The organism is Pontimicrobium sp. MEBiC06410 (assembly GCF_053601615.1).
This window is the reverse complement of the sequence record NZ_JBSHNT010000161.1, coordinates 112,976-131,730: the sequence shown is the minus strand read 5'-3', so window position 1 is coordinate 131,730 and position 18,755 is coordinate 112,976. Positions and strand designations below refer to the sequence as shown.

Genomic DNA, 18,755 nt, shown 5'->3' with positions numbered 1-18,755 from the left:
AGATCGATTAAACTGTATTTCATCTGTTTTTTTTGACTATTATCGATTGAACATTATAAATAATCTAAAAAAAACATGATATAATGTTTAAAAAATAATTTTGCTTTATGTTGTAAATGTGCTATTTACCAAAACAAAATTAAATGATTGAAAGAGATAAACTATATGAGGATGATGAGCTTCAAAAATTAAAATGGCAATTTGCCTTAGAGAACTCAAATATAGGTGTATGGGATTGGAACAATACAAGCAATCAAGATGCTGTTTTTTACTCTAAAGAATCTAAACGCATACTAGGTTATAACGATGGAGAGTATAACAATTTTGGATCTAATTCTCAAAACTGGAATGATAGAGTTCACCCAGACGACAAACAAAAATATTTTCAAGATTTCCAAGATCATCTAAACGGCCTACACCCTATTTACTGTAATGAGCATCGTGTTTTAGCAAATGACGGGAGTTATAAATGGATTTTAGACAAAGGTAAAGTTATAGAAAAAGATGAAGCTGGTAAAGCTGTTAGAGTTATTGGTACACACATAGATATTACCGATCGTGTTGAAAATGAGAAAAAAATAAAAAAGTCTCTTGATTTAGTTACCGAGCAAAATAAGAAACTACAAAACTTTGCACATATAGTTACCCATAACCTAAAAGAACACTCTGGTAACTTTAATAGTTTACTTCAGTTTTATGATGAGGCAAAAGATGAAAGCGAAAAAGAAGAAACTATAGCTTATTTAAAAATAGTATCTTCTTCTCTAAGTAAAACTATTAATGATTTAAAACAAATTGTCTCTGTTGGTACTAAAAAAGAATTAGAGATCGAAAAGATATATATATCTAAATATATTAAGCGAGTTATTCACTTATTAGATATAATAATAAAAGAAAACAGAGTATGTATAAATAATGAAATAGACGAACGCTTATTTATTCATTTTAGTCCAGCATACATGGAAAGCATTATTCAAAACCTTTTATCTAATGCTATAAAATATAAACACCCTAAAAGAGACCCAATAATAACTTTAAAAGCTTTTATTGATGATTCAGACCATATAATCATTAAAGTCTCAGATAATGGTTTGGGGATAGATTTAAACAAATATGGTAACGATATTTTTGGACTTTATAAAACGTTCCATTTAAATGAAAATGCTGAAGGCATTGGTTTATATCTTATAAAAAGTCAAATTGAGGCTTTTGGAGGACAAATTAATGTAAAAAGTAAAGTAGGAGAAGGTACAGAATTTATTATAAATATACCAAACAAAGCTATAGACTAAACAAAAAAGCAATCTTTAATTAAAGATTGCTTTTTTGTTTTACTAGTAATTTTTAAAACTTTATTTCGCTATATTAACGGCTCTTGTCTCTCTTATTACTGTAACTTTTACTTGGCCAGGGTATGTCATATCTGTTTGTATTTTTTGAGAAATATTAAATGATAAATCTGCTGCTTTTTCATCATTTACTTTTTCACTCTCAACAATAACTCTAAGCTCTCTACCAGCTTGTATTGCATATGCTTTCTTTACTCCATTAAACCCAAAGGCTACTTCTTCTAAATCCTTTAATCGTTGTATGTAAGAATCTAAAACTTGACGTCTTGCACCTGGTCTTGCACCAGATATTGCATCACAAACCTGAATAATTGGTGATAATAACGACTTCATTTCTATTTCATCATGGTGTGCCCCAATAGCATTACATACTTCTGGTTTTTCACCATACTTTTCTGCCCATTGCATTCCTAAAATTGCGTGAGGAGTTTCCATGTCTGTTTCGGCGTCTGGCACTTTACCAATATCGTGTAATAATCCAGCACGTTTAGCTAATTTAGAATTTAAGCCTAATTCTGCAGCCATTACACCACAAAGTTTAGCAACTTCTCTAGAGTGTTGTAATAAGTTTTGTCCATAAGAAGAACGATACTTCATACGTCCAACCATTTTTATTAATTCTGGATGTAATCCATGAATTCCTAAATCTATAACTGTACGTTTACCAACCTCTATTATTTCTTGCTCTATTTGTTTTTGAGTCTTTTTAACTATTTCTTCAATTCTTGCAGGGTGTATTCTACCATCTGTAACTAATTTATGAAGCGATAATCTTGCAATCTCACGTCTTACAGAATCAAAACACGATAAAATAATAGCTTCAGGAGTGTCGTCTACAATAATTTCTACTCCTGTAGCGGCTTCTATAGCACGAATATTACGTCCTTCTCGACCAATAATTCTACCTTTAACATCGTCTGATTCTATATTAAATACAGACACACAATTGTCTACAGCTTCTTCTGTACCAATACGTTGTATAGTATTAATTATAATTTTCTTAGCTTCCTGCTGAGCCGTTAATTTAGCTTCTTCAATTTTATCTTGAATATAAGCCATGGCATCACTTTTAGCTTCTCCTCTTAAAGATTCAACTAATTGTGCTTTTGCTTCTTCTGCAGATAAACTAGAAATAACTTCTAATTGCTCTACTTGACTTTTATGTAATCTATCTAATTCGTTTTGTTTTTTTTCTAAAACATCTACTCTATGATTGTAATCATTTAATTTAGCCTCTACAGCTGCTGTCGCTTTTTTAGACTTAGAGAGTTCGTTAGATATTTGAGATTCTTTATCTCTAGTACGTTTTTCTGCCTCGGCTATTTTCTTATCTCTAGATAAAATGACCTTTTCATGTTCTGCTTTTAGTTCAATAAATTTTTCTTTTGCTTGAAGTATTTTATCCTTTTTAATAGTTTCTCCTTCATTTTTAGCTTCTCTTAAAATCGCTGAAGCCGATTTTTTAGCGCTCTTTATAAGTTTGGAAGCATTGTTTCGCTCTAGTACTTTAGCTACAATAAACCCAATTATAGCCCCTATTGCGATACCTCCTACAATTGATAGAATTATTTCATTCATTTTTTAGTTAGTTTAATATATAAAAAAAGCCTACACTAATTTTAGTTTTGTATAAACTCCTTAAAAACAAGTTTAGGGCTAACAAGCTGATCAAGTATCTGTTCTAAGACAGCCCGCTTTTACAACTTAAACTCACCCTTTTTAAAGAATTAACGTTGAGTTTATCAAAAAAATAATTAATGTAGGCAGTAACCTTTATTTTATTTATAAGAACGTTTTAAGAACCTAAATAAGAATCTAATACCGTGTTTAAAGCATTTAACTTTTCTTCGATATGTTCATCTACATGTTCTTTATCCAAAGCCTTCTGTTCTACTTGAGATGCAAATTGTAAAGCACACATGGCTAAAACATCTTGTTTATCTCTAACGGAATAACTTTGCTCAAATTGTGCAATCATGGTATCTATTTTCTTAGCTGCTATTCTTAATCCTTCTTCTTGACTCGGTTGTATCGTTAAAGGATAAACTCTATTAGCTATAGAAAGCTTTATTTTAAGCTTTTCTGCCATAAGTAACACTATGTTTGCATTATTCTGATAATTGACCAATACAATGATCTATATCTCTAATTAATGCGTTTATTTTGAGTTTAGTTTCTCTTTTATCATTATCACTGCCTAGTATTGTGTTTGCCATTTTTAGCGTTTCATATTTTTCCTTCCAATTGGATAATTCCGCTTTTTGGCTTTGAATTATATTTTGACTTTGCTCTAATTCTTGAGTTAATTTTAAATTAGTTTGCTTTAAATCGTCTAATGAATTTAAAACTTTACTTATTTTTATCTCAAGAGCATTAACAATGTCTTCAATATTACTCATTTACAAATATCAATACTTATCTTACAAAGTTAACAGAATTACCCCTATTTTACAATAGTTTTTATATAAAATTTATTTTTTTAATCTTACTCCTCATAATCAATACTATGGCTTAGTATTTGATTTATCTTTGGTAATTGCAATCTAATTTATACATTAGCATTAACAAGATTTTTTATGAAAAAACTCCTTTTGCTTTTACTTTTAAGTACGTCTCTTTACGGACAAAGTCAATACCCTCAAGATTATTTTAGATCACCATTAGACATTACGGTTGTTTTAGCTGGCACTTTTGCAGAATTGCGTTCTAATCATTTTCATTCTGGTTTAGACATTAAAACAAAACAAGTAGAAGGATTAAAAGTCTATGGTATAGCAGATGGATATGTAAGTAGAATAAAAATTGCGCATTACGGATATGGCAAAGCTTTATACGTTACACACCCAAACGGTTATACAAGTGTTTATGCCCATTTACAAAAGTTTTCTCCAGAAATAGAAGCCTACATAAAGAAAAGGCAATACGAAAAAGAATCCTTTGAGATAGAATTATTTCCAAACGAGGATGAATTAATAATACGTAAAAATGATATTATAGCCTTTACAGGTAATACTGGTAGTTCTGGCGGACCACATTTACATTTTGAAATTAGAGACAATCAAGAACGTCCAATTAACCCTATGTTATTTGGAATAGATGTAAAAGACACTAGGAAGCCTGTTATTTCTAACATATACGCCTACCCTATTAGTAAAAATGCACATATTAATGGCTCTAGCAAAAAACAAAAACTACGTTTAATTCCTCTAAAAGATGGAAATTATAAAGTAGAACCTATAAAAGCTTATGGAACAATAGGCTTTAGTATAGAAACAATAGACAGGCAAGATCTCGCTGGTAATAAAAATGGAGTATATAATATAAAAACGTTTTATAACGGTATCGAAAATTTTGAAATCGACTTTAGACGTTTTTCGTTTTCTGAAACAAAACATTTAAACCGTTTAATAGACTACGAACATTATAAAACAAAAAAACAAAAGCTTCAAAAACTATTTATAGAAAAGAACAATCCATTAAGTCTCTATGATAATACCATAGACAATGGTTATATTAATATTAGCGACAGTACAGCTACTGTATATAAAGTAAAGGTTAGCGATTTTAAAGCTAACACCTCTATTTTAAACATAACCATAAAAGGCGAAAACAAGCTTCCTAACGATACAGAAAACCCTGTGACTACACAGGACTATGTGCTTTCTAGCGAAGCAACCAATTTATCTAAAGATAATGTTTCTGTTAGCATTCCAGAACATACTTTTTACGATGATTTTTTTATAGATTTTAATGTAAAAAACGATACGCTAACTTTACATAAACCTACAATTCCTGTAAAAAAATACTTCACCATAACATACGATATAACACAATATAATAAAGAAGACCGTAATCAATTATATATAGCAGAGCTTATTGGCTGGAACAATTTTCCAAGTTACTCCCCAACAAAAAGAAAAGGAAACACTTTAAGTACCAGAACTAAAGATTTAGGAACCTATACTCTAGCAAGAGACACCGATAAACCAACTATTAAACCTTTAAATTTTAAAAATGGATCTTGGCTAAGTAAGTACCGATTTTTAAAACTTAAAATAAATGATAAAACAACAGGTATATCTAATTACAGAGCCACGGTTAATGGAAAATGGATTTTAATGGAATACGATTATAAAAAGAAAATATTAACCTATGATTTTAATGACGGTATAATTACAGATACTAAAAATAATTTAAAAGTAATTGTTACCGATAATGTTGGAAATAGTGCTACTTTTGAAGCTATATTTTACAGAAAATAATTAATACTGTCTGCATTTTATACTAATAAATCGTTTAAAACGTTTAATTGCAGACTATACTAAATGACATAAACCATACCACCTTGACAACTAAATTAAACTTATTAAAAGCTATTATTTTTCTATTACCTTTTTTAAGTCTTGCGCAAACAGGAACGCTTAATGGAATTATTTTAACAGAGGACAATTTGCCAATTGAAGGCGTAAATATAAAAGCAGGTAGCGACGGCACACAAACTAACGAAAATGGTTTTTACGAGCTTAAAGTACCAGCTAATACAGACGTAAAAATTATTTTCTCACACATATCGCATAAAAATGTAACAATAACGGTTAACCTAAAAAATGGAGAATCTTTTGAGTTTAATCCTGTTATGAGTGCCACCATAGAGCAGTTTGAAGAAGTTATATTAAGTGGTAGAAAACGAAAAGATGTAGAAGGCGTTGTTACAATAAAACCAGCAGTTATTAGAAAAATACCAGGAGCAAATGCAGGTGTAGAAAACTTATTAAAAACATTACCTGGAGTTAGTGGCAATAATGAATTAAGCACACAATACTCAGTTCGAGGAGGAAATTTTGACGAAAACTTAGTTTACGTTAATGGCATTGAAGTCTATAGACCTTTTTTAATACGTTCTGGCCAACAAGAAGGATTAAGTTTTGTAAATAGCGATTTAGTCTCTAATGTAGACTTCTCTGCGGGTGGTTTTCAAGCAAAATACGGAGACAAATTATCTTCGGTTTTAGATATTACTTATAAAAAACCTATAGAATTTGGGGTCTCAGCAGATTTAAGCCTACTTGGTGGTAGCGTTGCAGTAGAAACTAGAAGTAAGGACTCTAAATTTACTGGTATTGTTGGCTTACGTTATAGAGATAATAGTTTATTAGTAAATGCAAAAGAAACAGAAACAAACTACGACCCTAAATTTGCAGACTTACAAAGTTATTTAACCTACCAGTTTACAGATAAATTTGAGTTAAGCTTTTTAGGTAATGCCTCCATTAATAAATACAATTACGAACCACAAACACGCCAAACCAATTTTGGTACATTAGATAATCCTCTAGCATTATTAGTCTTCTACGAAGGGCAAGAACGGGATTCATACCAAACACTATTTGGAGCATTACAAGGAACATACGAAGTAAACGATAATTTAAATTTAAGTATAGTAACCTCTACCTATCATACTACAGAAGAAGAATACTTCGATATTTTGGCCGAGTACCGTTTAGGAGAAGTAAACAGTAATATTGGAGATGAAGATTTAGGAGAAGTAGAATTTAGCGAAGGTATTGGAGGACAATTAAATCATGGTAGAAATGATTTAGACGCCCTAATAACAACTATTGAACATAAAGGAACCTACAACAAAGACGAACATGAATTTAAATGGTCTTTAAAATATACAAACGAAGACATTAGAGACCGTTTAATAGAATGGGAAGTTATAGATTCTGCGGGTTTTTCCATTAACCCTCCAGATGTTGGTGGCTTTAACGATCAACCTTACACGCCAGACACTACACCCCTAGTAGCTTTCCAAAATGTACAAGCAAGAAATAACACACAAATAAATCGTTTACAAGCATACTTACAATGGAGTAAACGCTCTAAATTAGGCAATAGCGATGTTTGGTATAATGCAGGTGTTAGAGCCCATAGTTGGAATGTAAACGATGAAGGTTCTAATATAGATAGCGATTGGCAAACCGTGTTTAGTCCAAGAGCTCAATTTGCTATAAAGCCAGATTGGGAAAAAGATATGTTATTTAGAGTAAGTGGTGGTTTATATTACCAACCTCCATTTTATAGAGAATTAAGAGCTGCAAATGGTGTTGTACAACCAAATGTAAAAGCACAAAAGTCATTTCATTTAGTATTAGGAAACGATTATAGCTTTAAAATTTGGGACAGACCTTTTAAACTAACAACAGAAGCTTACTACAAAAGCCTAACAGACGTTAACCCATATACAGTAGAAAATGTGCGTATACGATACAGAGCAAATAATACAGCAGAAGCCTATGCTTATGGTTTAGACCTAAGGTTAAATGGTGAATTTGTGCCAGGAACAGAAAGTTGGTTTAGTTTTGGCTATTTAAAAACAGAAGAAAACATTAATAATCGTGGCTACATTCCTCGACCAACAGATCAACGCTTAAAATTTGCAGCTTTATTTCAAGACTATGTGCCAAATATTCCTAACATGAAAATGTATTTAAACCTAGTATACAATACAGGCTTACCAGGAGGCTCCCCTAGTTTTGCAGACCCATACGTTTTTCAAAGTAGATTACCAGATTACCGTCGTGCAGATATTGGATTCCAATTTGTATTAGTAGACGAAAACAAACAATTTGATAGTGGATGGAAAAAACCATTTAAAAACCTTTCGTTTGGCTTCGAAATCTTTAATATTTTCGACAATCAAAACTCTATAACCAATACTTGGGTAAGAGATGTATATAGCAAACGCCAATATGCTATTCCTAACTTTTTAACACCTCGTGTATTTAATGTTAGAACCACGATGCGTTTTTAATAGTATAGAAAAAGAGAGCCTGTAAAATAAGTGAAGCGTAAAAATTAACATAAAATACTTAGAGCTGCTTTAATTAAACCAAAACAACTAAATACTGTAGATAGTGGGACATATTAGAACCTTTTTAGCAATAATTGTTATTATATCTCACACAGAAGCGTTTTTTGGCTTTAATTTTTTAGGAGGTAAAATAGCTGTTCAGGCTTTTTATATTATTTCTGGGTTTTATATGTCTCTAATTTTAAACGAAAAATACATTCTTCAAAATAACTCTTACAAACTATTTATAACAAACAGACTAATAAGACTTTACCCTGTATACTGGGCAACCCTTTTATTAATTATCATTAGCTCTTTAGTCCTTTATTTCACTTCAGGAGGCAATAACTATGGCTACTTAAATAGTTTTATAGATAATTACCATATACTTAATCCGTTAAGTATATTTATTTTAGTGTTTTCCAATATTTTTATCATTTTTCAAGATGTACTATTGTTTTTTGAAGTCAACTTAGAGTCTGGTTTATTCTTCTTTCAACATCAATTTAATAAAGACCATTTAAATGGTTTCGATTTTGCTTTAATTCCACAGGCTTGGACAGTTGCTTTAGAGATCTTGTTTTATACCATTGCACCTTTTATAGTGAGACGAAAAACATCAGTTTTAATCATTATTTTCTCTATCCTTATAGCAATTAACTACGTTTTAAAATATCAATTAGGATTAAATTATACACCATGGAGTTTCAGGTTTTTCCCAAGTGAACTTCCGTTATTCTTATTAGGTGTATTCTCTTATAAATTATATAGATCTAAGTTTAAAACATTATTTAAACCAAAATATAATATCTATGCATTAATAGTTATAACACTCTTTATTATACTTTTCGATAAGTTTTCTTTTCGTTTAAAGCACGAAATGTTCTTTACCCTATTCTTCATAGCAATACCTTTTATATTTCAATTAACCAAGGCATCGAAAATTGACCGTTACATTGGCGAATTAAGCTATCCGCTTTACATAACGCACATGTTTGTTCTTAGCATAGTTAGCAAGTTCAATTATATTATTATTAATAAAGGAATTACCGTTATTATACTATCGGTTATACTATCGTTAGTATTAAAACATTTTGTAAGTGACAAAGTAGAAGTTTACAGACAAAACCGATTAAAAAAAATAGCGAAATAACCTTTATGCCAAATGTATTTTCAATAGCATTTTATAAATTAATCCCAAACTATGAATTTTAAGCCTATAAAAACTAATGACCCATATGCTAAAACTGCTGAAGAGTTAATTCTTGAAAAATTAAAGCTATTACACTTAAAAGATGGCGATTTAGTATACGATTTAGGTTGTGGAGACGCACAAGCACTAATTTTAGCATGTACAGTTGCAAATATAAAAGCTGTAGGTTACGAAATGCTACCTGAAGCATTAAATGATGCCAAACAAAACATAGAAGCAAAACAGCTAACCAAACAAATTCGTATTAAAAATGAAGATTTTTATGATGCAGATATTTCTTCTGCTGACGCACTAATTTTATACCTATCACGAAATGTTTTAGGTCAAATCTCTCTAAAACTTGAAAACGAGCTAAAAAAAGGGGCTCGAATCGTTACTCATGATTTTGATATTCCTGCTTGGGAAGCAGATTTAATAAAAGAAGTAACGCTAAAAAATGGAATGATAACTACTATTTATTTTTATATAAAAAAATAAATTATCGTTTGCACCTAGAGCTTAGAACCTAGTTATGAAAACACAAATAATGAATCTGAATATTCGATATGATTTACCTGAAGAAATCTGGCAAACCATTATACCAGAAATTTATAAAGCTTTAGAGGGTTGGTTAGATTTTGAAACTAATAAAACACTTACAACAAAAGGACTCCCCTTTTGGTTTAGTTTTAATGAAACAGAAAAACACATTACTGCTTCTGTAGAACCTGGAGGATTACAATTTACAGCATTAATGCAAGATGAAGAATGGGAAACATGGAAATTAAATATAAAACGAATAGCAGCCGAAAAACTAGGTTTTAAAGTTGGAGAGATAGAATTGGGTGAGATTGACTATTAGCACCTATTAAATTTTAAAAAATATACGTAGATATACGTATAGGAATTCTCTTAAAAAAGTTGCAACTTATACCGTAAGAAAGTTACTACAATTACCTGTTGGTTTTTACTTCCCTAAACTAAAGACCTAAAGGATAATAATTAATTTGATACGTTTACGGATTTCCGTAGAAAACTAAAACAAATGTTATTTAGGTTTGTTTTATAACATAAAGAAGAAGCTACATTAGTCGTTTGTAAATAATTAAAAACGCTTAATATTTATAGATAAAAGCAATAAGAGCAATTGTTTTCATAATATTTAATAAAAAAATGATTACGTTTCTAATCATTAATATATAAGAAAAATAAACGCAGTAAGTTACTTATGTATATTATGTTGTGGTTAATTTAACCAACCCTGTACCAATACTAAACCAAAAACCGTTATGATAAGAAAATACGTAGTTCTACGTATTTGAATCTTGCAAATAAAACTTTAAATTACACCTGTAAAATACTTTATGATTTCGTATTTTTATTAACCCCTTAATTCACTATTATGAGAAAAAACAAACTCAAAAACTATATCAAACTCGGTGCGATACTTTTTGGGATTATGCTCACCTGTCTGCATTGCCAAAAAGATGATGAAACGTTTGAGGTGGACTCTGCTACCCCTCAATCAAACCTTAATTTTACGACACTTAAAACAAAAGAAATTGAGACGAACACCAACTTAATGCGTATTATTAATAAAGCAGAAAAGAAAGTGAGTGATAATAAAGCGGGTAAAACAGTCTATAATGAGATTTACGACTTTACGATTAATACGCATTACGCAAAAGTAATAACACATAGTAATGGGTTAAGAAATTACACCTTTGGCGTTTACAGAGCAGAGGATAATGGTTTATTAGAAAATGTGCTTTTAGAAGAACAAGCAGATCATACTTTTAAAGTCTTTTTAGTACAATACACTATTACTGAAACAGAAAAAAACAGCTTAATCAATCGAGAGATTGTTAATCTAGATGATAAAATTACATTCACGCCATTAGATGATATTTCTGATACTATTTTTAGTAAAGTAAACTCTGATGCCGAAACCTGTACGGTGTATTCTTATGATTGGTATACAGGAAATACTTGTAATGCAGGAGGAAACCATACGTATCAAGAAGGAGCAGCATGTAAAGGATGGGGAAATCCTGATTTAATGGCTACTAGTGGAGGCTGGGTGTTAACGGCCAATCAGGAAAGTTGTGGTGATGGTGGCGGTAGCACTAATACATCTGGAAATCCAAACAGTAACCCAAGCGGAAGCCAAAGTGGTGGTTATGACAATGGCACAAATTATGTTCCCCCAAAGACAACGCCTGCATTATGCCCTACTTGCCCTCCTATTGGTGAAGATGACCAAGATCCCCATATAGAAAGTTTAAATAAAATAGTCGCCATCCCTAAAATAAAGACAGAATTACACCGTTTAAAAACCAGTATGGGTTTTTCTACTCAAGAAGATGGAAAACGTTTTATCTATACAGGGGATGCTATAAATAATCCTGATACATATAGTGATGCTACGTTTACATCACAAGAGCCAACAGGCAGTGAATCTGATGCATTATTTTTTCCGCCTTTAGAAGATAATACCCTCATAGGTGCACATTTTCATCCTGATTTAGATAGTAGTATTCCACCACAACCAATACGCAAAGTACCAAGTGGCACAGACCTTGCAGAACATATAGTCATGGTAAAAGCGATAGCGGCACAAAATCCAACAAGTTCACCTAATATCAACCAAGTAACTAACTTTGTTGTGTCTAAGGGGAACTCGGGTAAAACCTATGCTATTAGAACAAATAATGAAGAGAGTATTGTTAACCTTGAAGGTGATTATGCTGTTGATGGTAAAAAAAGAAAAGAACTTGCCAAAGAATTAGCAAAAATTATTATAAAAATTAACCCAAATGATACTGCCGCACAAGAACAAGCCATTGCTAATTTTATAGCAATTAAATTACCAGGCTTATCTTTATATGTCGCAGTTTACAATAGTGAAGGAGAGATTATTAATTGGATTAAACTTTAAAAATCGATAAAAAAATGAAAAACATATATATACATGCACTTATGCTTTTAATGGCTATAAGTAGTTGGGCGCAAAATTTAGTTGCACCTGTAGAAACAAAATTTACAACCAATTTTTTAGAGAGTAACGTAAATTTTAAAGACGTAAATGGTGAACTCAATAAATTTATAGGCACGTGGGTTTATGAAGATACAGCAACCAATACCCATTTTGAAATTACCTTCTCTAAAGTTGAAGATGTTCCTGTGCTAAGTAATTGTACTGTGGATGAATTAACAGCACAGTTTAAATTAATTATAGATGGCGTAGAACAATACAACACCTATACAAACGACTATGGTAAAATGATTATGGCAAGTGGATTTTATGTTACGCATACTTATTTAGCAGATGGTAACGTTATCGAAAACCCACCTTCTGTCAACCGTTACCATTTATCTATTGTAGAGCCAGGTTTATCAAAATATATTGGGTCTTCAGATTTAACAATAGAATATACCAATACATCTGGGGAAGAGACGTTAGATTGGAAAAACGCCGTTAGAAAAGTAACCAATATCGCATCAGGCGAACAAGTAAATGTCTACAAAATGCCATTAGAAATGGTGTTAGTAAAGCAGTAGTCGAGCTTAAAACAATCAGAAATTTAAAAACCGATGACAGCATTTTTAATGCATCGTCGGTTTCTTTATCTTTATATGTCGCAGTTTACAATAGTGAAGGAGAGATTATTAATTGGATTAAACTTTAAAACACGCAATAATGAAAAACATATATATACATACACTTATGCTTTTAATGGCTATAAGTATTTGGGCGCAAAATTTAGTGGCGCCTATAGAAACTCAATATACAACGAACTTCTTAGCGAGCGATATTAGTTTTAAAGACGTAAATGGTGAACTCAATAAATTTATAGGCACATGGACTTATGAAGATACAGCAACCAATACCCATTTTGAAATAACCTTTTCTAAAATTGAAGATTTTGTAATCTACTTAAGAAATTGTACGGAAGATAGATTAACTGCACAGTTCAAATTAACCATAGACGGTGTAGAACAGTATAACACCTACACCACCGATTACGGCAAAATGATTATGGTAGATGGTTTTGCTTCAACTTTCACCTATTTAGCAGATGGTAGTGTGGTTAAAAATCCACCTTCAGTTAACCGCTATCACTTAGCCATTGTAGAGCCAGATTTTCTTGATGATATTGGGGGGTCTGATTTAACAATAGAATATGATAATACGTCTGGTACAGAAACCTTACAATGGAAAAATGTCGTCGATAAATCGTACTTAATAGCTACAGGCGAACAAGTATAATGTCTACAAAATGCCATTAGAAATGGTGTTGGTAAAGCAGTAGTTGGGCTTAAAACAATCAGAAATTTAAAAACCGATGACAGCATTTTTAATGCATCATCGGTTTCTTTATCTTTATATGTCGCAGTTTACAATAACGAAGGAGAAATTATTAATTGGATTAAACTTTAAAACACGCAACAATGAAAAACATATATATACATACACTTATGCTTTTAATGGCTATAAGTAGTTGGGCGCAAAATTTAGTCGCACCTGTAGAAACAAAATTTAGTACAAATTTTTTAGAGAGTAACGTAAATTTTAAAGACGTAAATGGCGTATTTAATAAATTTATAGGCACGTGGATTTATGAGGATACAGCAACCAATACCCATTTTGAAATAACCTTTTCTAAAGTTGAAGATGTTTCTGTATTAAGGAATTGTATGACGGATAAATTAACGGCACAGTTTAAATTAATTATAGATGGCATAGAACAATACAACACCTATACAAATGACTATGGTAAAATGATTATGGCGAGTGGATTTTATGTTACGCATACTTATTTAGCAGATGGTAACGTTATCGAAAACCCACCTTCTGTCAGCCGTTACCATTTATCTATTGTAGAGCCTGGTTTATCAAAATATATTGGGTCTTCAGATTTAACAATAGAATATACCAATACATCTGGGGAAGAGACGTTAGATTGGAAAAACGCCGTTAGAAAAGTAACCAATATCGTATCAGGCGAACAAGTAAATGTCTACAAAATGCCATTAGAAATGGTGTTAGTAAAGCAGTAGTCGAGCTTAAAACAATCAGAACTTTAAAAACCGATGACAGCATTTTTAATGCATCATCGGTTTCTTTATCTTTACAAATCCGCGCTATCGGGTTGAGTATAAATCTGATGAAGAAAATAAAACTACGTATTAAATAACATTAGAAAGCTTACCGTAAATAATAGTCTTGCTAACTTTCTCCTTCTTTGCTTTAGCCTAAAAAATATACGTAGATATACGTATAGGAATTCTCTTAAAAAATTTGCAACTTACGCAATAGTAAAAGACTACAATTACCTATTAGGTTTTCACCTCCCTACGCAAAGACTAAAATGGTAATTAATTTGTTGCATTTACGGATTCCCGTAGAAAACTAAAACAAATGTTATTTAGGTTTGTTTTATAACATAAAGAAGAAGCGACATTAGTCGTTTGTAAATAATTAAAAACGCTTAATATGTTTGGAAAAGGTAATGAAAGCAGTTGTTTTCATAATACTTAACAAAAAACGATTACGTTTTTAATTATTAATATATAAGGAAAATAAACGCAATAAGTTGCGTTTATACAATAGTTGTGCGGCATACAAGAAAAGCCAACCGCACAAACAGCACATTTGGTTTTTGCCGACACGCAGAGCCAACGCTGAAAAAACCAAAAGAGCTGTTTTTTTGCCAACGCTCGACCGAAAATTGAACAGAATACGGGAAACCGTAAAAAAAAGAAATAGAATGAATAGTATTTTTAGGAACTTAAACAAGCGGAAAGAAATATGGAGCTAACAAATACAGCCACAATTAAAGAATTGTTATGCCAACTGACACTTTTAACAATGGCAGGACAAATAAATAACCAAAGAAAGACGATTATAATTGTCTTTTCCTGCTTAATGCTCCTGACCAGTTGCACATCTGAATTTCAATCATTCAACGACACCGCTCTCGAATTCGCTAATAATGACAAACGTATTGACCAAAAAGAATTTGAGAGCTTATTAGAAGATATTTCCGCATCAGACGAACGAGGCTTTGCTCAGTTCAAAAATGAAAACGGGACTATTGAAAATGCAAAGGTTCTTTCATACCTACTCAAATATTATTCAGCAAAAAATTTAAAGCTAACTGAAAGTGATATTTGGCAACCCGAATCAAATGAACCGCTAAAAGAATTTAACATCAACGTCTATCTAGAAAATTCGGCAAGTATGGACGGATATGTTACGGGAGTTACAGAGTTTGAAACTGCTATTTACAATCTCTTAGGTGATTTTAAGATAAGCAAAGTCTGCGACAGTTTGAACTTAAACTATATCAATAACAGCATCCCTTTCTCTAAGAAAAATGCACTCCCAGCAGATATTCAAGATTTTATTGAAAAGTTAGAACCATCAACTTTTCGACAAAAAGGTGGAGACAGAAGTGTTTCCGATCTTAAAAACATCATAAATACTGTACTTAAAACAGTGAATGACCAAAATGCAGCTGTACTCATTTCTGATTTCGTTTTTAGTCCAGGCAAAAGTGTAAATGCTCAAGATTATTTGAACAATCAGGGCGTTGGAATCAAAATTGACTTTGCTGAAAAAATCAAATCATTTGATTTATCAGCGGTAATCATTCAACTAGAATCAAATTTTGAGGGAACATATTATGACAAGACAAATAAGTCCATTCCTTTTAAAGGTAAAAGACCTTATTACATTTGGATTTTCGGAAGTAACCAGCAGATTAGTGAGATTTTAGACAAAAAAATATTGGATAACATAAAAGGTGGATATTTAAATAGGTTGGTATTACAATCTAAAAAGGAACAAAGCCAACCGAATTACAAAATATTATCAAGCCCAAAAATTGGAGATTTTAGTCGAACTGAACTAAACAACAAGATAATTGCAGGTGCTTCACTTTCAAAGAACAATCAGAATAAGGGCTTATTTGGGTTCAATCTTGCTGTTGACTTCAGGAATAGCATACAGGATCCAAGTTACTTTTTGGACACAACAAATTATGTGTTAAGTAATCCAAACTATCAGATAGAAGTCGAGTCCATATCAAAACAAAATGACCCTTCTCTTTCAGGTTTTACGCACTTAATCAAATTAAAAACAACCGATTTGAGAAATGAAATTTTAGAAATTCAAGTTGTTGGCCAAACACCAAATTGGGTTTTCAACTCATCTTCAATTGATGACTCTAATATTTTGAACGATATCTCCGAGCAACAAAAGACATTTGGCTTGCAATACTTGATAGAAGGTGTAAGCGATGCTTTTTATCCAAAATCAAGCTCGAATGCAATTACCACATTTACTATAACAATTAAAAAATAGAGCACTATGGAAGAATTCTTTGCTAGCTTATACGAATGGTTTGGCTTGAACCCGCTTTACTCAACAGATATGGGTGATCAATTAAGAGGTTGGGACATTACCTGTACCGATTACATTGGTACACCTTGGTATGTAATCATCGGTTGGATTATGATATCGACTACGGCAGTCTTCTACGCTCTACAATATCACGTCATTGACAATTCTCGATGGAAAAACAAAACTCATTGGTGGCTTTTTGCCTTGATAATTCTGCTTATGAATTTTCTAATTGCATTTCTAATCCCATATAACAGTATTCAGGCGGGTGATTATTGTAATCAATTAAACATATCAGTTTCGGATTGTGTCGGTTTTGGATTATCAAATGCTGTATGGAGTTTCATTCTATTCGCTGTAATAACAACAATTCCAGTCTTTAGAAGATTCAGCAATAATTGCAGACACACAACATTTTGGAAACCTTAAAATTAAAAAACACGATGGCACGTTTATACATATTCGCAATAGGAGGCACAGGTTCAAGGGTTTTGAAATCACTTACTATGCTTTTAGCTTCAGGAGTGAAGCCTAATTCAGACAAAAGCTTTGAAATTGTTCCGATTATTATCGACCCTCATAAATCAAACGAAGATTTAAAGCGGACTGAAAGATTACTCGGGAATTATCAGACCATTTCAAATGAAGCAGGATTAGATAGTGGTTTTTTCAGCACTAAAATCACAACGCTTGACAGGCTAACAACCTCTCAAAACAGATTATCAGGAAGTTTTACTTTCAACCTGCAAGAAGTTGGTGGCAGAAAGTTTAGCGAATATATTGGTTTCAATCAGTTAGACGAGCCCAACAAGGCTTTAGCTGATATTCTCTTTTCAGGAAAATCAATTAATAAACGACACGAAGAAGTTAATCTATTGGATGTAGAAATGGATATTGGCTTCGTTGGAAATCCCAATATTGGCAGTATAGTATTAAATCAAGTTAAAGACTCACAAGAGTTCAAGGATTTCGCATCCAATTACAATGAGGACGATAGAGTCTTTATTATCAGTTCAATTTTTGGCGGCACAGGTGCAGCAGGTTTTCCCACCATACTCAAGAACATTAGGGATGCAATGAACATTCGGAACATTGATGGCAAAGGATTTTTACAGAATGCAAAAATCGGGGCGGTTACTGCGCTTCCCTATTTTAATATTGAAAAGGATAACGATAGTCCAATACAAAAATCTGATTTTATTGCCAAGACCAAGGCTGCATTATATTACTATAAGGACAATGTTACAGGCAATAATTCCATAAACGCACTGTACTACATTGCCGACAACTACAGCGGAAAACCTTATAAAAACGATCCAGGGGACAACGGACAAAAGAATGATGCACATTTTGTAGAAATGGCATCTGCTCTTGCCATAATAGATTTCCTTGAAACCCCTGATAGAGATTTAGAGACATCAGAAGGCAAGGCACTAAAACCTATCTACAAGGAGTTTGGAATTCGCAAAGATTCATCTGACATCAAATTTTCTGATCTCGAAGATTATACTGAGCGTAAAATTGCATTGCGACTTTCTCAATTCGCGTTGTTTAAAAAATATCTAACAGAACACCTTAGTAGTGCTATAGAAAAAGAAGCTTGGAGCAATGACTCACCTGAAATAAATAAAAAGTTTGTGGATGATACTTTTTACCGTAGCAATCTCACTGAGTTTTTAAACTCTTTCACTGATTGGCTTAAAGAAATGGCAGAAAATAAAAGAGGTTTTTCCCCTTTTAATCTAGATTCATCAATTGAAGCTCTAATTGAAGGTAGAACTGTAAAAAGCGGTTGGTTTTCATCAAAAGTTGATTTTCCAGCAATGAACAATAAACTGAGCAAACTTGGAAAGGGGAAAACATATAGTTCTGCATCCCAGAAACTAATCAAACTCTTTTATGATACAACAGAAGAAATCCTCACTTCTAAATTCGGATTAAAAAACTAAAAGA

At 32.0% G+C, this 18,755-nt stretch carries 16 protein-coding genes and 1 other RNA gene; 13 read left to right on the top strand and 4 right to left on the bottom strand.

What is annotated here, in order from left to right:
* Window positions 1-143 precede the first annotated feature (143 nt).
* The gene (locus tag ACVC08_RS15105; RefSeq protein ID WP_452602652.1) at window positions 144-1,292 is read left to right on the top strand and encodes a sensor histidine kinase; all 1,149 of its coding nucleotides are present in this window, start codon (window positions 144-146) and stop codon (window positions 1,290-1,292) included.
* A 60-nt stretch (window positions 1,293-1,352) separates the two neighbouring features.
* Here ACVC08_RS15105 and rny read toward each other — a convergent pair whose 3' ends face one another.
* From rny to ACVC08_RS15085, 4 genes are all read right to left on the bottom strand, one after another.
* Window positions 1,353-2,927, bottom strand: a complete 1,575-nt coding sequence (gene rny / locus ACVC08_RS15100; RefSeq protein WP_452599978.1) for a ribonuclease Y — start codon at window positions 2,925-2,927, stop codon at window positions 1,353-1,355.
* A 53-nt stretch (window positions 2,928-2,980) separates the two neighbouring features.
* Window positions 2,981-3,088, bottom strand: a non-coding RNA gene (gene ssrS / locus ACVC08_RS15095) — 6S RNA.
* Window positions 3,089-3,144: 56 nt separating this feature from the next.
* A complete protein-coding gene (locus ACVC08_RS15090) occupies window positions 3,145-3,438 on the bottom strand; it encodes a cell division protein ZapA (protein ID WP_452599977.1) in 294 nt (97 codons plus the stop codon).
* 19 nt (window positions 3,439-3,457) lie between these two features.
* Entirely contained in the window at window positions 3,458-3,748 is a 291-nt protein-coding gene (locus ACVC08_RS15085) for a hypothetical protein (protein WP_452602651.1), read from the bottom strand.
* 177 nt (window positions 3,749-3,925) lie between these two features.
* Here ACVC08_RS15085 and ACVC08_RS15080 point away from each other — a divergent pair, with 177 nt between their 5' ends.
* The 12 genes from ACVC08_RS15080 (at window position 3,926) to ACVC08_RS15025 (ending at window position 18,751) form a co-directional block, all read left to right on the top strand.
* A complete protein-coding gene (locus tag ACVC08_RS15080) occupies window positions 3,926-5,611 on the top strand; it encodes a M23 family metallopeptidase (RefSeq protein ID WP_452602650.1) in 1,686 nt (561 codons plus the stop codon).
* An 83-nt stretch (window positions 5,612-5,694) separates the two neighbouring features.
* Window positions 5,695-8,163, top strand: a complete 2,469-nt coding sequence (locus ACVC08_RS15075; protein ID WP_452602649.1) for a TonB-dependent receptor — start codon at window positions 5,695-5,697, stop codon at window positions 8,161-8,163.
* Window positions 8,164-8,266: 103 nt separating this feature from the next.
* Complete coding sequence (locus tag ACVC08_RS15070; RefSeq protein ID WP_452602648.1) at window positions 8,267-9,355, top strand: acyltransferase family protein; 1,089 nt, start codon at window positions 8,267-8,269, stop codon at window positions 9,353-9,355.
* Between the two features lie 51 nt (window positions 9,356-9,406).
* A complete protein-coding gene (locus tag ACVC08_RS15065) occupies window positions 9,407-9,892 on the top strand; it encodes a methyltransferase domain-containing protein (protein ID WP_452602647.1) in 486 nt (161 codons plus the stop codon).
* 34 nt (window positions 9,893-9,926) lie between these two features.
* Window positions 9,927-10,256: a hypothetical protein gene (locus ACVC08_RS15060; protein WP_452602646.1), complete on the top strand. Its 330-nt coding sequence runs from the start codon at window positions 9,927-9,929 to the stop codon at window positions 10,254-10,256.
* Between the two features lie 597 nt (window positions 10,257-10,853).
* Window positions 10,854-12,332 (top strand): hypothetical protein, encoded by a 1,479-nt coding sequence (locus ACVC08_RS15055; RefSeq protein WP_452602645.1) that lies wholly within the window; start codon window positions 10,854-10,856, stop codon window positions 12,330-12,332.
* Window positions 12,333-12,346: 14 nt separating this feature from the next.
* Window positions 12,347-12,955 (top strand): DUF6705 family protein, encoded by a 609-nt coding sequence (locus ACVC08_RS15050; RefSeq protein WP_452602644.1) that lies wholly within the window; start codon window positions 12,347-12,349, stop codon window positions 12,953-12,955.
* Between the two features lie 139 nt (window positions 12,956-13,094).
* Window positions 13,095-13,664 carry a DUF6705 family protein gene (locus ACVC08_RS15045; protein ID WP_452602643.1) on the top strand — a complete coding sequence of 190 codons (570 nt, stop codon included), beginning with the start codon at window positions 13,095-13,097 and terminating at the stop codon, window positions 13,662-13,664.
* Window positions 13,665-13,846: 182 nt separating this feature from the next.
* Window positions 13,847-14,455: a DUF6705 family protein gene (locus ACVC08_RS15040; RefSeq protein WP_452602642.1), complete on the top strand. Its 609-nt coding sequence runs from the start codon at window positions 13,847-13,849 to the stop codon at window positions 14,453-14,455.
* 751 nt (window positions 14,456-15,206) lie between these two features.
* Window positions 15,207-16,763 (top strand): hypothetical protein, encoded by a 1,557-nt coding sequence (locus ACVC08_RS15035; protein ID WP_452602641.1) that lies wholly within the window; start codon window positions 15,207-15,209, stop codon window positions 16,761-16,763.
* 6 nt (window positions 16,764-16,769) lie between these two features.
* The gene (locus ACVC08_RS15030) at window positions 16,770-17,231 is read left to right on the top strand and encodes a hypothetical protein (protein WP_452602640.1); all 462 of its coding nucleotides are present in this window, start codon (window positions 16,770-16,772) and stop codon (window positions 17,229-17,231) included.
* Window positions 17,232-17,245: 14 nt separating this feature from the next.
* Window positions 17,246-18,751 (top strand): hypothetical protein, encoded by a 1,506-nt coding sequence (locus ACVC08_RS15025; protein ID WP_452602639.1) that lies wholly within the window; start codon window positions 17,246-17,248, stop codon window positions 18,749-18,751.
* Window positions 18,752-18,755 lie beyond the last annotated feature (4 nt).